The organism is Psychrobacter communis, assembly GCF_014836505.1.
In the GTDB taxonomy this organism is placed as follows: Bacteria; Pseudomonadota; Gammaproteobacteria; order Pseudomonadales; family Moraxellaceae; genus Psychrobacter; species Psychrobacter faecalis.
Window position 1 is genome coordinate 1 of record NZ_JACSQR010000003.1, and the last position, 15,448, is coordinate 15,448.

Genomic DNA, 15,448 nt, shown 5'->3' on the forward strand with positions numbered 1-15,448 from the left:
CATAACCTCAAATATATCATCTTGCTTCGGCTGTCACCCTTCTTTTATTACTCCAGCATACTTTTTGATACACCACCATGAATAGGGTGGTGTTCTAAAAAGTATGCTGGCATCAGACATAGCCATAATTGACATAGAAGAATACCAAATCAAACACCTTAAAGTGGTTATCAAACTTCTTTGAGAAGCAGCAGGTCTTTCGAACGGCTCGTCGCAATCGGTGCCTAAGGCGACAGTTATTACCTTCTATGCCTACCGTATGCTGCTTGCCGATTTGTTTCTTGTCAGGCTTGAATGCGGTTATAAAGCTATCCCAGTTATCCATGCTAATAGAGCCATAGCTGACTTTCAGTTGTTTAAGACGGGCTCTTAGCTTCTTAGCTGTTTTCAGGTCACGTTTGCCCCAAACATAAGCGACAATCTCATTGGTAGCGCGGTCATAAGCATAAATAAGCCAAACTTTACGCTTCTTGCGATACACGTAAGTCCAAAACTCATCAACCTCTAAGCGTTCATAATAGCGCTTCTTAGGCGCAATCTTATAAACAGATGAGCCTATGGTGCTAAGCACTTTACCAATGCTAACTGAGGCTATAATAGCAATGTCTCTAATGCCACAGCCTCTCACTGTCATTAGCCGTATTTTATCTTCTATTCTAGAGTGACAGCCGTTATAAGTTAGGGCATGATCGCCAATAAACTGGCGTTTGCAGTCCTTACATTGATAGTTCTGCTTGCCATAGCTTTTTTTGCCGTGTATCGAAAAACTGGGACTGTGACAGTCGGGGCAATTGATCTGTATTTGTGTCTTCATAACCTCAAATATATCATCTTGCTTCGGCTGTCACCCTTCTTTCATCTCCTCAGCATACTTTTTGATACACCACCATGAATAGAAGTAATTTTTGATAGGAATAGATTTTACAATTGACTGCCGTGCGCTAACGCATAGGCTGATAGATGATATTGATGAGAGTTCTGAGAATTAATGACTGACAAGCCTGTAAATTGACCGCTTAAAGCATGACCTAATGCTTGTAGGCTAGCACCTGTGGTCGCGACATCATCAAATAATAATAAGCGTTTAACCGGAGGATTTTCGGTTAAAGCAAAGGCGTTTTCTAAGTTGGTTAAGCGCTCGGCACGTGTCAGCCCTTGTTGACTGATAGTATCATCGATACGTTCTACGCCTTGCCAAAGTGGAATGTGCCAATGCTTAGACAATTGCGCGGCTAAAATACTGACAGGGTCAAAACCTCGTTTAACTAAACGTTGTTCCGTCGTTGGCATCGCAACAATGACACTATTGTCCTGATGACAGCCGTGCGGCCTAGGCAATTGACGCAATACATGTAGCAATAACGGCAACTTGGTCATATCTTCATGATACTTAAAAGCACGAATAGCTTGGCGTATTGGATAATCGTAATAGGTTGCTGCTTGAATAGAGAGAACAGTACCCGCAGCGATATCAACTTCGAAAGGTTTGGGTAGCCATGCGAGACTGTGATGGCAATGTGAGCAGAGCAAGCCGCTATTAAAACGGTCATTAACCTACTGACGCAGTTTGGTAAAGAATGAATGCTTGTTTGGCGGACTTGATGAGGAGTGATTTTGTGGCAGGTGGGATTGCAGTGTACTACGATAAATACGGCATAACTGACAGCGTACGTCTCCATACTCTGCCAGCCATAGTCCGCTTTGATAAGGCGCTAAACGGCGCATCTATCGATACCTATCAGCGCGTTTATCCTAAAAACCTTTCCAGTCATTTAGCACGATACCAAAACCAATCGAAGTATTTTCATGGTTATAATCAATAATAGATTCGCCATAACCTTGGAATAATTGAATATAGCCGTTAACGTTTTTGGATAATGGATAGACATAGTCGATTTGGGCAGCACCCTTGTTGGTACTCGGATTATAACGCAAAGTACCGCTTAGGCTTTGCTGCTCTGGCAAATCATATAAAAATTTGATATCGCCATAGCCCATGTAATCTTCGATGTCTGGATTGTCCTCGCTGCTAGAGCTTTCGTTATTGACGCGGGCCCATAGGCGCGGTATGACCGACAATTTGCCCCACTCTGCCCCTGCCATCAGATAAGCACGGTTCCACGAGCGCGATAAGGGATCATCTTGCCCATTAGAGTGGTGAATCGCACCCGCTCCTAACATGCGCAGACGGCCACCAAAAGGTAGGTCAGCTGTGACCGGCTGGGTCAAAAATATCTCCGGCTGATAATCGGTAGCACGAAATGGTCGCGAGTTGTCTTCGTTATAAACCTGCCAGTGCGACTCTTGGGTATAACCAAACCATAAATCGGCACTGGTATCAAACAAATCTTCCATCACTTTGGTTTTTAATGACAGCTGGAACTTTAGCTCTGTATTACGGGTGTCGTTAGAAGTTAAAAGCGGATCAGGTCTAAGCTGTGAGGGCGTACTTGGGTTTAAATTGGGATCAAAGGTATAAAATAACGGTAGCAAATAAGTTGGTCGGTGTGGTCTGACTGTCCAGGTGCCGCGCTCGCTGTTTTTATCCAAATCATAAGCCAAACTTAACGGCGTATATTTTTCGATATCAGCTTGGGTGACGCCGACGTTCTCTAATACTTCCGCCTCCCTTTGCGTCAGTCCTACCGTATCCAAACTTTCGCCAACACCAGCTTCGTTATTTGCCGCAGTATTACTGTTTGCAGAAATAGTGGTGTTTTCTTCTACTAGGACAACTTGCGGATTACCAGCAAGGGTACTTTGTAGGGTTTTTGCCAAATCAACGGGTTGTTTAGTCGTGGTGTAGCTCGGCGTTTTACCTTGCTCAGCGACTTTATCAAAACAAGCCAAACGCGCACCACTGGTTTGCACTTGTGTACATTCATAAAACAGTCTTGCTTGCTCGGCGACAAACTCCTTACTAATCACCATGTCGCTTTGAGCCGCTGCATTTGGATTGACCACGCGCTTATTAACAACTTTTGCCGCCTCATCAGTATCATACTCAAATGCGATACTCTCTACCGGTAGCTCTTCATAGCTTTGAGTGCCATTAGCGGCGTTGGCTTGTAAGGTAAAACAAGCAAGCGCCGTCCCAACCGCCATGGTTAAATAGCATTTGGACCGCTGACTGTTATTATTTTTGCCTGCTGTGTTAAGCACTAAAGAGGGACGCTGCGGCGTAATAGGAGAAAACATAAGTGTCCTTTATCTAACTGGCATGCGTGCCAGCAGAGTCTATGAGATAATTGATATAACCATTAGCATGATTGCTAAAATAGAGTAAAAACCAAAGAAAACCAATAAATATGGACGTGTCAGGTAGCTATTACTTGTGGTAATGCGCCTTTCGCAATGTTGCTTTATTGTAATGAAAATAAGGGCACTATACTAGCGTTATTGCGAGCAAATTCTGATGTAAATAATAAGGTAAGTAGTTAAATGAATAGTAATAAATAACGTTAAACCAAGGATTTAGCGTCTATATTAAAAAGGCTATTTAGTAAGATTGAAAAAGACAACGTCCTATTATCAAAGGACGTTGGCTTTTTAATGGGTAGAAATGATGTGGAATTTATCTACATTTAAACGATTAATTTAGCGCGGTTAAGGTTTGCTCAAACGCTGCGCGCCCGATTTCACCCACTTGCTGATTGACCAATTGCCCGTCTTGATAATACAGCAATGCTGGCGGACCAAATAGTTTATAACGCGCTAAGATTGCTTTTGAATCAGCCGTAGTCTCCGTGATATCAAGTCTGACCAATTGCCAATCTTGCATTTGCGCAGGGCGATTATGAAATAAGTTTTTATCCATAATCCGGCACTCAATACACCATTCGGCGGTGACATCGACCAGCACTTTAGGATTGGCGGCGACAATAGTGTCTAGCTCAGCCAGCGTCGTGACCGTCTTATCGGTTGCATTACTGGTGGCTGGTTGACCAGCAGTTGTCTGCAGCACCGGAACCGCAGTTAGGGAGGCAAGCGGATGTAAACTATCATCATTACCCAAGGCGGCGCCGACGATTAAACACGTCGCCCAAATACCGGCGGTTAAGCTTAATGCTTGGGTCAACATTCGACCTTTGCCTAGCCAGCTCCACGCCCACATCGCTACGACCATAAACCATAACGCCCAAACCATCAGCATCACAGGTGAGATAAAGACGCGCTCAATTAATAGCAATGCCACGGCAAAAAGTAGCAGAGCAAAGCCTTGCTTGACCCAGTTCATCCACTCACCCGCTTTTGGCATGATTTTACCTTGGGTCGCGCCGATTAAAATAAGCGGCGCTGATAAACCAAAACCGAGCATAAATAAAGCCGCAAAGCCAAGTAATGGACTTCCAATCGTTGATACAGCAAGCAGCGCCCCAAATAAGGGTGCCGAAACACAAGGCGATACCACGAGTGCTGATAAGAATCCCGCAATTAAACTGCCGCCCGTACTACCAAGCTTGCTATCCCCCGCTTGGCTTAGACCCTGCATTTTACTACTGATAAATCTCGGCAGACGAATGCTAAATACGCCCAACATATAAAGGGCTAATAAGACAAAAACGATGGCAAAGGCAATTAGTATAATCGGGTTTTGTAGCCAACCGATAATGCCTAACGATTCACCAAATATAGCAATGACCGCACCTAAAATACCATAAGCGATAGCAACACCAATCGCATAACTGGTGGTTAAAATGACACCTTTTTTAACTGTTGGGTTTTGCTGGCGAGCGACGATATTGGCGACAATCGGTAGCATCGGTAACACGCACGGCGTCAATGCCAAGCCTAATCCTGCCAAAAATAATAACACCAATGCCAACCACGGATGCGAGGCTAAGCCAAAAGGGTCGCTATCAATCGTGTTATCACCAACAACGGTATTGTTTGTTGCAGCAGCATTATTTATGACAGCGTCATTGTTCGCTGCTTCACTTGTGACATTATCGCCTACCACTTCTTCATCGGCTCCAGAGATGGTATTGATTGCACCAAGCTCTGCATCTAACGCTTCGTCATCTAACAATGCATAATCAATCACCTCGTCATCTGGCGTAGTTTGCTCTGTAGCAAGACTATTGGTAACTGTCCCATCTGTAGAGGCTTGCGCAGTTTCTACATTGCTGTTATTGCTCGCAGAAACTGTAGCAGTACTACTTGAACTATTGGCTGCCGATTGTGACGCAGCAGCGATATTGACCGTGGTTTTTATTTTCTCCGGTGGATAGCATAGACCCGCTTTGGCACAGCCTTGCCAACCTATCGTCACGGCGGCATTATTTATCGCCTTGCCATTACTACTACTCAAAATGGTAGTAGCAACCATATTGGCTTGGTCAAATACCAATACTTGCCCAAAGGTTGGATCATCAATGGAGACTGGCTTTTGGCTAAAGGTAAAAGGTGCAGCGCTCACGCCAGCAGGCAACGTTAGCTTAATTTGGTCTTTATAAACATAGTGCTCAGGTGTAATGTCAAAGTTAATCGATAAGCGCGTGCCATTATTGGTCGGTTTGCTGCTACTGCTAACTTGAAACGCTTCATCAACAGGCAAAAATTTCGGTTGGGCAGCACTTTTATTACCAAATAAATCACCCAATCCTGCCGCTTGCGATGCCACTGGCACGGCCGTCAGCCCAGTAGCTCCTAGCCCTGTCAATAATGAGCCCGCGCTGAAAGCGAACGCCAACAGATAAGATTTTTTTGACGGTTTATTTTGCGTCAATGACGGAGACTTTTCTGCGCTCTTAAGGGACATGAAGGGCTACCTATTATTTCCAATATTCGAATTGACCAATTCACTGTCTGTATGGACTTGTCTATTTACATCATTATTTATTTACGAGCTGTTTATTTACGTGGCTGTTTATTTACCAGCTGTGCCAATATTGACTGTGGTTTTAATTTTCTCTGGCGGATAGCATAAACCCGCTTTAGCACAACCTTGCCAGCCGATGACAACGGGGACATTTTTGGCGCCTTTACTATTATTGGTGCTCAGCGTGGTGGTAGCAATTATATTTTTTTGCGTAAAAACAGGCACTTTCCCAAAGGTAGGATCATTAATAGAAATTGGCGACTGGCTAAAGCGAAATGGCGTCGCACTGATGCCCTTTGGAAAGCTTAGCATCAGCTTGTCTTTATAAACGTAATGGCCGGGCGTGATATCAAAGGTAATCGATAACTGCGTGCCTTTAGACGTCGCTTTGGTAATACTATCTACTTTAAAAGCTTTATCGACTGGCAAGAACTTCGATTGTGCTGCATTGTTATTGCCAAACAATTCACCAAGCCCTGCTGCCTGCGCGCTCATTGAAATTGTTGATAAACCTGTCATCAACGAAGTGCTTATAAGCGCCATTGCCAATAGATGAGTTTTTTTAGCAAGGCGTTTATTGATAACTGGCGTGGCTGTTTTGATAAACATAAATAACTACCTTTGATAGCGGGTTTTAAAATTACTCTTAATAACTGTTTGTAATGACTTTTGATTAAAAAGGCTGAACGTATATGATGGGCGTCTACTTATCATGGTACTTACTAGCATAGTACTTATTTTATGCTGTAATAAAAAATATCAACCAATAAAGGGCTTTATTGGTTGATATTTAGAAATTTTAACGCCGCTTTAATCAGTAAAGTGTTAGAAAATGCTATGTTGCTCAGCGCTAATCACTTTAATCTAATCACTTTAAATCGCAGCTTATAACTGGGCATAAATATCGGCGTCCTGTCCTTCGCCGCCTTGCTGCCCATCAGCCCCTAATGAAAATAAATCATAAGGACGACCTTCGCTACCTGGCGCGACATATTGCAACTCGTTTTCCCAACCATCGGTCGGATAGCCACCTTTGATATAACCGCCATCGGGATAGTTTTTGGCGTCAGCAGGCGGTGTGGTTAGGGCTTCTAAACCTTGCGCCGTCGTCGGATAACGTGAATTATCAACTTTGTACATATCAAGCGCATTGGATACGGTCGCTAGCGCCGTTTCTGTGGTCTTGACGCGCGCTTTATCACTTTGTCCGACCACTTTTGGTACGACTAGACCTGCGAGAATGGCCAAAATCACAATCACTACCATAATCTCAATAAGGGTAAATCCAGACTGGCTATGACGCAATAACGCACGACCTTTCAGAGCAGCGGGCGTATTTTTATTCATATTTTCTGCCTGCAACTTCTCATTATTCCTAGCGTTTTTTGGCATGGTATCTACTTGCGTCGTGTCAATTATAGTCATCGCTTTTGTCATCGCTTTTGGTATCAGGTGATATAAATAATGAATATGCTGTTCAGAGCGTTTTAATGGGTTGGCTTCAGATTGATGAACCCTCAACCGTTTATCACTATAAACCATGCTTTTATTTTTATCCAGCGCTGCAATGGATTGTTATGAATATTGACTTTTATGGATACACGCCGTGAAATATTGGATGACCGCTATCCTTTATAAGCAGTTTATAAGCAAAGCTTTTAACTGGTACTTACTATAAGCCTTATGATCGGCTGCGCTCTAGTAAAAACGTACCGTTGTCAACAATCTACAACACTAAGCAAGGCTTAAGAAAGTTAGCGGAAGCTTTAGCAAGATAGATGTAATGGATTTTGAGCCAGCTACAGAGAAATTAATAAAGCTTAAGCGTTTACTAACCTGCCAAATCATTCATATTTACAATCGGTAGCATCACTGCCATGACAATAATCATGACTACCACGCCCATCAATACCAACATGAGCGGCTCAAGTAACGACAGCAAGGTGCTGATAAAGTTGGTCGCTTCCGCTTCTTGCATAGTGGCGGCGCGGCTAAGCATGTTTTCAAGCTCGCCTGAGTTTTCCCCACTTTTAATCATTTGCACCATCATCGGCGGAAAGTAGCTGGACTTTTCTAATTGACTCGATAAGCTTGAGCCTTCGGTGACTCTATCGGCTGCGGTGATAATGGTTTTTTGAATATGTAAATTGGTCGTCACCGCCGCCCCTATATGCAGCGCTTCAATCAGCGGTACCCCTGAGCGCACCAATATCGCAAGCGTACTGGCAAAACGCGCCGCATTAAGCCCTTTTGATAAGCGCGCCAGTATCGGCAGTCTTAGCACCATACTGTCTATGGTTAATTTGCCTGCTTGGGTTTGCGCAAAGCGATGAAACAAAAACGCCGCCCCTGCCAATACCAAAAGCATCAACCACCACCACTGGGTAATGATGTTTGATAAGTTCAGGACGATTTGGGTAATCAGCGGCAGCGCTTGCTCAGATTGCTCAAAAACTTTGACAATCTTGGGAACCACAAAGCTCATTAGCCCCATAATGACCCCGACTGCCATGACCATTAATACAATTGGATAGACCATCGCCCCTTGGATTTTCTTTTGTAGGGCAAAACGGTTTTCGGTGTAATCTGCCAACTGATTAAGGATTAAATCTAAATGACCGGACTTTTCCCCTGCCGCAATGGTGGCGATATAAAGCGGCGGAAAACTGGCGGCTTGTTGCAGGGCGCGTGCGAGGCTTAAACCTTCTAGCACATGCGAGCGCACGGCCAGCATTAATGATTTAATATGGGTTTTTGGTGATTGCTTAGCGACGGCAGCCAGCGTTTCCTCTAAAGGAATACCGGCGGCAAGTAAGACTGATAATTGACGAGTCAGCAGTGCTAGTTCATAGGCTGATGGCTTTTTATAGCGGTTTTTACTTTGGCTTTGCCGGTCATTGACGGCGGTGACTTCAACGGGCGTCCATTGTTTATCACGCAGCTGCTGACGTACTTGCCGCGCAGAATCGCCTTCAAGTAAGCCTTTTTGGACACTGCCATGGTCGTCTAACGCTTTATAATGATAAGCGGGCATAGCAGCAAATATCCTAAGGTGAGCAATTTAACATGCTGATAAACAGCAATCTTATAATAGATTTTAAAAAATAAATGTCTTAAAAAAGCGGCGTAGAATCGCTGCTATCCGGCATCAAGCCTTGTAATAATAAAACATCCAAATGCTGTTGTTGCAATTTTTTATCAAAATCATTGACCTCAGCAATCAGCATGCGCTCGATACGCTTATCGCTAGCAAAGACGCTAAGTCGCGCACAAATAACGGCCAATTGATAAATACGTTTTTTGCAATAACCATCCAAGCCTTGTAGCAACCTCACCATATGCGGCGTCTCAAGACTGGCGTATTCGTAGTCGTTCACGATTTGCGGAGCAAGGGCGGTAACCCCATAACTGATAGACAGATGGGCGCAAAAATAGCAGCTAAATAAGTAACCAACCACGTGTCCAATATAATAAGCGCGGTCATAGGTAAAACTACTGACACCAAAATGACCAAGCACATAACTGTTTAAGCTGCCTTGATCTACGATAGGTTTGTCGTGTTTGAGCTTACCAACGGTAGGAAAACGCAGTGGATTATGACCATCTTGCGTCGTCAGCTGCCAACCAGCGGGCTGCTGCGCCGGCATATGACGGACGATATCTTCGATAATATCATCGACCACGTGCAACTGTTGCCATAAACGCTCTAGCCCATCGGTATCCATCAGACCACGTTTATCAAGCTGCTGCGCCAGTAAATATTGCTGATATTCTGCAAACTGCGTTTTTAGCGTTTGCACCAGATACGTAGGACGAGTAGCGGCGGAGGCCATATATAGCTGGCGTGTGCGCTCATGCTGACGACGATAAAGCGCTAACCGCTGCGTGGCGACATTGGTTTCGCTGCTGTTCGACTCACTGCTGCTAAGAGTATTTAGACTTGCTTGCTCAAAACCTGATTCAACATTTGACTCAGTATTTGATAACGTAAATAACGCGAGCAGCGCCGCTTTATCAAGCGCAGGCGTAATATTGGTTTTTTGCTTATTTTTTGCCGTACGCGGTTTATTTTTTGCCTTACTTTTCACGTCTTTTTTATCAGCGTTGGCTGTCGAAGTAGCGGACGCAGTAGTACGCTGGCTATTTGAAGTCACGGTTGGCTTAGCGGTTGGTTCAGTCATAAAATACCATTAGCTGCAAAAATAAACTTTGCCCAAGTTATCCTAAATGAATAGTCTATCAGCGTTTAAAACCAACTACTTACCGATAGCGGCCAGCAGACAGTGCCATAAAATGCGCTAGAATCTCACTATGAAGCTTGGGCAAAACATGACTCTATAGTACCTTAACCTAAGTGCATTGTCAGCTAGCCATCGCCGAAATACTCAGTATCGAAATCAGTGATAAAGGTGGTGGTAAGCAATAGCTATGCTAAAAAGCGGGAGTTTTAATTAATAATGAGCATCGAGCAAAAAAGCGCTAAAGCCGATAAATAGCCTGAGCGCTTTTAAAAAGGTATAGCAATTAACAGCTAATTAAGAGAGCGTTTGTTGTTGATACTGCTGCCGATAAGCTTTAGGTGAGATGCCGTAAACACGCTTAAACGCTTGGCTAAAGGTTGAATCCGAGGCATAACCAACCAAACCGCTAATACGGCTGATACTGTTTTGCTGCAAACGCAAATAACGCGCGGCCAAGCGCAAGCGATAATCCATCAAATAGGTCAACGGCGGTATACCAACGACTTCTTTAAAGCGCTGTGCAAAGCTTGAGCGCGACATCCCTGCTACCTCAGCAAGCTTATTAATCGTCCAATTTTCGTTTGGCATCTCATGCATCGCAACCAGCGCTTTGGTTAAAAACGGATCTTTCATCGCTTTTAGCCAGTTCTCAGTGGCTTCAGGCAGACTCTCAATATATACCCGCAAACATTCAATCATCATAATACTTGCCCAATGATTGATGACCGCGGTTTTACCCATGCGCTCGTGCTCAGCCTCTAGCGTCAGTAGCCTAATCTCGACATCAATCACCTCAAACCGGCCATCATCTTCATCATTAACTTCCGGCAGAATTGATGGCAGTACGGACAATAAAGGCCGAATCATCGCCTTATCATACTTACACTCGATTAATATCAATGACGCCTCAGAATCACCGTCACCCTTCAAATCCAGCGTATGCTCTTTACAGCTCGTCAATAACTCATCTAACGGCTGCGCCTCATCACTATGATAGTTTAGCGCATAACTCACATGCTGATGCGCGCTTGGGATCATAATCATGTCACCGGCGCGCGTTTCTCGTGGGCCATTGCCGACGTCGATACAAAATCCACCCGACATCACCAAATAAAATAAAATCGTATCTTGCCTAGTGAGTGAATAAGACCAATTGCCCGTCACATTTAATCGATAATACTTCGTTTCGAATAAATGTACATTTTGTAGCAATACGCTTAGTGCGTCCATCCATCACTTCCTCAATCATGGGTAATTAAAATAGCAAAATTTAAAAATAGAAACAAAGCACTGATGACTGCAAAATCTTTTGAAATAATGGGGCAAAAAATTTTATTTTTATTTGATAGGTATTTTATTTTGGATAAAATCAAAGCAAAAATTTGAATAAGAATATCAAGTAAATAATTTAATGTGATAGCTTAATTAAACAAGGCTTAACAAATGATAGAACATTCGCGAGCCTATCTATCATAAGAAAAACAGCGAAAAAAGGCTAGCAGATGTTTAAGTCATTAAATGTCTCATAAGTTTTTAACTTATAACCACTAAAGCAGCATGATAACTTAAAAAGTATGCATTGATATAAAACAAACAGGCACAAAAAAATGCCAGTAAAGGCAAGCAGTGTTATTTTGATATTTTTGAATTTAATGAGGAAGGAGATACAGAATAAAATATGGGGCGACTGATGGGACTCGAACCCACGACAACCGAGATCACAACCCGGGGCTCTACCAACTGAGCTACAACCGCCATAACTATTGCCTGATAAGGCAAGATTGACAGGCTAAATGGTGCGCCTGGCAGGATTCGAACCTGCGGCCACCTCCTTAGAAGGGAGATGCTCTATCCAGCTGAGCTACAGGCGCTCTTAGAGGACTTTTATATATTTTGATTGGTTTATCATATCAGAAATATCTAACATAAAAAACTATATCATCATACATAAAAAAAAGCCTGTAAGGCTCTTTAAATAGATGGTCGGAGTGATAGGATTCGAACCTACGACCCTCTGGTCCCAAACCAGATGCGCTACCAAACTGCGCCACACTCCGAAATTCTCTATTATCTCGATAATTTGTTACTTAACTTGCTGTTGGTAATACCGCTAACTTGTTAATGTTCCTCGCTATCGAGGTGCACATATTAAGGGGTAAAGCCGATTGTGTCAACACCTATTTTTGATTATTTTAAAGAATTGTTAAATTCTTTCAAAAATGCGCCATTTTTATAACAATGGCGGCGTCGCAACGTTGGTTTTTTACTGACCTTAATACTACATTGCCAACAGCGCTTATTATACTACATTCAAATCTGGAAGCAAGTCACCGTTTACTTTTCCGGTCAGCACATTAAAGGGTATCAGCCATAATTTGGCATGATTGGACGGCTTTTTGTAGCTTTTATCATTGTCTGCGTCATTATAAGCTTGTTGCTGGAGCAGGATTGGTTGTCTGCTATCGTCCTGTACCGGATAAACCAGCCAGCCCTGCTCGGCGTGATAAGCCTGCGCGTAACTGCTCAACTGATAGGCGTCGCCCGCACTAATCGCCCCTGCATGCGGTAAATGCTTCCATTTAATATCAATCACATGGCTATAATTGCCTGATTGGGGTGAGCAAGCAGAGGTATGCGTTTCTGATTTTACGTCATCCTCACCCAGCGCTTTAATGTTAGGTCCAGTCTGCAAATGAGCACTTTTATAAATCAATAAATCAGGACGAATGGACAAACACGCCTGCCCTTTTACATCATGTAGCCACACTCGCTGTGCTTGAAACAAAGGCTTATAAGCCAAATCAATTTGCTGAAACTGGGCCGCTATGCGCAGGCTTGTCCATTGCTCGAACGCTTGATTCATATCAATCAATAAGCATAAACGCGGTTGTGCGGCGTTTTGCTTGGCTAATGTTTGCGGCTTAATGCCATTGCCAGTATGAGCGTCACATTGCTGCAAGAGCCAATAAGCCAAGTCTAATAACTGCTGCGCCGCTTGTAATTGCTGCTGAGATAAAGGCTGCAGTGCCAATTGCCTCTTTGCTTGCTGATAAAAAGACTCAAGCCGCTGTAGCTCATAACGACTTAACACTGCTACTTGTCGCCACTGCTGTAATGCGGGCAGTGACATTGATGGCGGAGATAACGGAGTAAGTAAATTCAGCGCGCTTTTAATCAAGCGATTACACAGCATCTCTTGGCTCAGTACACTGCTTTCACAGACAAACTTATGCGGCTGCATGCTGTTATGGCGCAACTGTTCTTTAATCAGCAAGCGACCTTGTAACGCTGCTTGGTTATGGATTTGCGCCTGATAGTGCTTCGTCGGCTGATAATGCGTCAAACGCTGTAAAAACTGCGCAATCAGCCAATCAGATAATGACATTGCTTTAGTCGTCGGTAGCGCGGCTAACTGATTGCTAAATTGGCCAAAGTTTTTTGTATTAGGAAGTTTATTTTTATCATGACTGCTACTGGTTAAATCCGCCAGCATATTCTGCACCCATTGCCGCGTTTGATTGATGTCATTGGTTTTAGCTAAACCGTATGGCTGTGACGAATTATGTTTGCTAGACGTTTTTGCTATTAACTTGGGCAATATCTCAAGTAACATCCCACTTGGCAATAAAATAATACCAATATAATGGCCGAATTTTAGCTGCCATTGTCCTTGCTGACGTTTAATGCTAAAAACGGCAAACTCTTGCGCCATTAGCCAATGAAAATCCGCTACGTGCGCAAAATCATGGGCTGTTAAACGTTGATGCTCAAACACCGTAATAATATTAGCACTAAGTGCAGCCGCACTGACGTTATTAGCAATACTCGCACTATTACTATTGCCACAATTAACGTTGTGATTAATGTGGCTGCCTATCGCTTTGTTATCAGACTGTAATACTCTACTCATCATAAGCTAGTAACCTTGTTAATATAAACGCTGATAGACAAACGGCTTGGCAAACTCAGCCGTATTATTGATTAAATCGGCATTAATTTTATAACTGCCACTACTCATAGACTGGCCGAGCAATGAATGCTGGTCGGCAAACATTGAGTTTGAATTATTAGGACTGGCTAAGTTATTGGCATTATCAATCAGCGCTTGGCTATCTTGTATAAACTGCGCCCTCAGCGGCTGCTGCTCATCTTGAAAGATATATTGCAAAACAGTGACTTGCCCGCCCACTGCTTGCGCCAATTGCGGAATGATTTGTTCAATAAGTGCCGTTTGCAAGTGCTCAAGACTCTTTACTGACCATAAGAATGCATGACCTAATTGTGCCTCTGCCCCAAGGGTTTGCGTAATACGATGATTTAAACCGGTTAAGATTTTCGCCAAATCTATTGTTTCTTCTGACTTAAACGCTTCTGTATTATCAGCTTTTAAGTCTTGATTGAGATAAATAACAGGTAATAATTCCGACTGCGGCGGACAATCAATAAAGCGAAAACGCCGCCGTAATGCCATATCAAGCGGCGCTAATGAATGGTCTTGGGTGTTCATGGTGGCATAAATATCAACGTTGGCAGGGACGTTAAAGGTTCGCCCTGAATAGGCCAAATTAACCGTCATCGCATTTGCCATGCCAGCGCGTTTATCGGGTTCAATCAAACTTAATAGCTCGCCAAAGACCCGTGATACGTTAGCGCGATTAATTTCATCAATCAGCATCGCATAACGCTGCTCGGGATCATTAGCAGCGCGTTGGCACAATTTCAAAAATGCACCATCTTGCACGTCATAACTCATTTGAGATGAGCTATTTTTTGTATGATCGGATGACGCCATCACCGGACGGATACCTTCGACAAATTCCTCATAACCATAGGCTTGATGAAAGCTGACCATACTAAAGCGCTGCTGACGGAACTCTTTATTTTGGCTATTATTCTCGCGCTGCGCCTGTTGAAACTCAGCTAATTGCTGCGCTAAATCACTTAACAAATCCACGCTTTCTGGCAGTAAATACCATGCACCGCTATGGTCTTTATCAAAATAGGCTTGGCTGGCTCGATTTTTATAACTCACCGTTTGTGAGCTCGTAGGCGTGTGCATTTGCAGCACAGACCAAGCGGTATTGCTTAAGTTTTTCTCGCGCGCATTTTGCGCCGCTTTATTGACAAAAAACTCATGATTGACAATTTCTGGTACCTTGACCAAGTCCTGTTTTTTCGACTTAAAATCCAAAAATATTAAGCAAACCACGTCACGCCAGCTTAACGGCTGCAAAAGTTGTCTCAATAACTCTTTGTCATTTATCTTTGGTAAGCAGTCAGTATATTGCTGTGCGATTTGGAGCAAGCGATAGGTTTTACCTGTACCAGCAACGCCTGTATAGATGATATTGGTTGGTTTGGAAGGAGACATATTTGGCATGACCTT

The 15,448-nt window shown here is 43.4% G+C and carries 12 protein-coding genes and 3 tRNA genes; all 15 read right to left on the minus strand.

Features of this window, described 5'->3' with window-relative positions:
- Positions 1–112 precede the first annotated feature (112 nt).
- The gene (locus tag H9653_RS01965) at positions 113–814 is read right to left on the minus strand and encodes an IS1 family transposase (protein WP_191690063.1); all 702 of its coding nucleotides are present in this window, start codon (positions 812–814) and stop codon (positions 113–115) included.
- Between the two features lie 107 nt (positions 815–921).
- Positions 922–1,530, minus strand: coding sequence for a ComF family protein (locus tag H9653_RS01970; protein ID WP_225211562.1), 609 nt, complete (start codon positions 1,528–1,530; stop codon positions 922–924).
- Between the two features lie 24 nt (positions 1,531–1,554).
- The gene (locus H9653_RS01975) at positions 1,555–1,725 is read right to left on the minus strand and encodes a hypothetical protein (protein WP_191690065.1); all 171 of its coding nucleotides are present in this window, start codon (positions 1,723–1,725) and stop codon (positions 1,555–1,557) included.
- Between the two features lie 27 nt (positions 1,726–1,752).
- On the minus strand, positions 1,753–3,198 hold the full coding sequence (locus H9653_RS01980) for a phospholipase A (protein WP_191690066.1): 1,446 nt from the start codon (positions 3,196–3,198) through the stop codon (positions 1,753–1,755).
- 394 nt (positions 3,199–3,592) lie between these two features.
- Complete coding sequence (locus H9653_RS01985) at positions 3,593–5,761, minus strand: cytochrome c biogenesis protein CcdA (RefSeq protein WP_191690068.1); 2,169 nt, start codon at positions 5,759–5,761, stop codon at positions 3,593–3,595.
- A gap of 108 nt (positions 5,762–5,869) precedes the next feature.
- Positions 5,870–6,430: a protein-disulfide reductase DsbD domain-containing protein gene (locus H9653_RS01990; protein ID WP_191690069.1), complete on the minus strand. Its 561-nt coding sequence runs from the start codon at positions 6,428–6,430 to the stop codon at positions 5,870–5,872.
- A gap of 276 nt (positions 6,431–6,706) precedes the next feature.
- The gene (gspG, locus tag H9653_RS01995) at positions 6,707–7,168 is read right to left on the minus strand and encodes a type II secretion system major pseudopilin GspG (protein WP_190295551.1); all 462 of its coding nucleotides are present in this window, start codon (positions 7,166–7,168) and stop codon (positions 6,707–6,709) included.
- A gap of 484 nt (positions 7,169–7,652) precedes the next feature.
- Positions 7,653–8,855: a type II secretion system inner membrane protein GspF gene (gene gspF, locus H9653_RS02000; protein ID WP_191690071.1), complete on the minus strand. Its 1,203-nt coding sequence runs from the start codon at positions 8,853–8,855 to the stop codon at positions 7,653–7,655.
- Between the two features lie 79 nt (positions 8,856–8,934).
- Positions 8,935–10,002 (minus strand): hypothetical protein, encoded by a 1,068-nt coding sequence (locus H9653_RS02005; RefSeq protein WP_191690073.1) that lies wholly within the window; start codon positions 10,000–10,002, stop codon positions 8,935–8,937.
- 354 nt (positions 10,003–10,356) lie between these two features.
- Positions 10,357–11,292, minus strand: coding sequence for an AraC family transcriptional regulator (locus H9653_RS02010; RefSeq protein ID WP_191690075.1), 936 nt, complete (start codon positions 11,290–11,292; stop codon positions 10,357–10,359).
- A gap of 449 nt (positions 11,293–11,741) precedes the next feature.
- Positions 11,742–11,817, minus strand: a tRNA-His gene (locus tag H9653_RS02015).
- A gap of 39 nt (positions 11,818–11,856) precedes the next feature.
- A tRNA-Arg gene (locus tag H9653_RS02020) sits at positions 11,857–11,933 on the minus strand.
- 109 nt (positions 11,934–12,042) lie between these two features.
- Positions 12,043–12,119: transfer RNA gene (locus H9653_RS02025), tRNA-Pro, on the minus strand.
- 242 nt (positions 12,120–12,361) lie between these two features.
- Complete coding sequence (locus tag H9653_RS02030) at positions 12,362–13,975, minus strand: McrC family protein (protein WP_225211563.1); 1,614 nt, start codon at positions 13,973–13,975, stop codon at positions 12,362–12,364.
- A gap of 15 nt (positions 13,976–13,990) precedes the next feature.
- Entirely contained in the window at positions 13,991–15,433 is a 1,443-nt protein-coding gene (locus H9653_RS02035; protein WP_225211564.1) for an McrB family protein, read from the minus strand.
- Positions 15,434–15,448 lie beyond the last annotated feature (15 nt).

Excerpts from the sequence above, each read along its gene's own strand:
- H9653_RS01990 (WP_191690069.1), bottom strand. The coding sequence starts at position 6,430 with ATGTTTATCAAAACAGCCACGCCAGTTATCAATAAACGCCTTGCTAAA.
- H9653_RS01975 (WP_191690065.1), bottom strand. The coding sequence starts at position 1,725 with ATGCGCCGTTTAGCGCCTTATCAAAGCGGACTATGGCTGGCAGAGTAT.
- H9653_RS02035 (WP_225211564.1), bottom strand. The coding sequence starts at position 15,433 with ATGTCTCCTTCCAAACCAACCAATATCATCTATACAGGCGTTGCTGGT.
- H9653_RS01980 (WP_191690066.1), bottom strand. The coding sequence starts at position 3,198 with ATGTTTTCTCCTATTACGCCGCAGCGTCCCTCTTTAGTGCTTAACACA.
- gspG (WP_190295551.1), bottom strand. The coding sequence starts at position 7,168 with ATGAATAAAAATACGCCCGCTGCTCTGAAAGGTCGTGCGTTATTGCGT.
- H9653_RS02005 (WP_191690073.1), bottom strand. The coding sequence starts at position 10,002 with ATGACTGAACCAACCGCTAAGCCAACCGTGACTTCAAATAGCCAGCGT.
- H9653_RS02010 (WP_191690075.1), bottom strand. The coding sequence starts at position 11,292 with ATGGACGCACTAAGCGTATTGCTACAAAATGTACATTTATTCGAAACG.
- H9653_RS01965 (WP_191690063.1), bottom strand. The coding sequence starts at position 814 with ATGAAGACACAAATACAGATCAATTGCCCCGACTGTCACAGTCCCAGT.
- gspF (WP_191690071.1), bottom strand. The coding sequence starts at position 8,855 with ATGCCCGCTTATCATTATAAAGCGTTAGACGACCATGGCAGTGTCCAA.
- H9653_RS02030 (WP_225211563.1), bottom strand. The coding sequence starts at position 13,975 with ATGATGAGTAGAGTATTACAGTCTGATAACAAAGCGATAGGCAGCCAC.
- H9653_RS01985 (WP_191690068.1), bottom strand. The coding sequence starts at position 5,761 with ATGTCCCTTAAGAGCGCAGAAAAGTCTCCGTCATTGACGCAAAATAAA.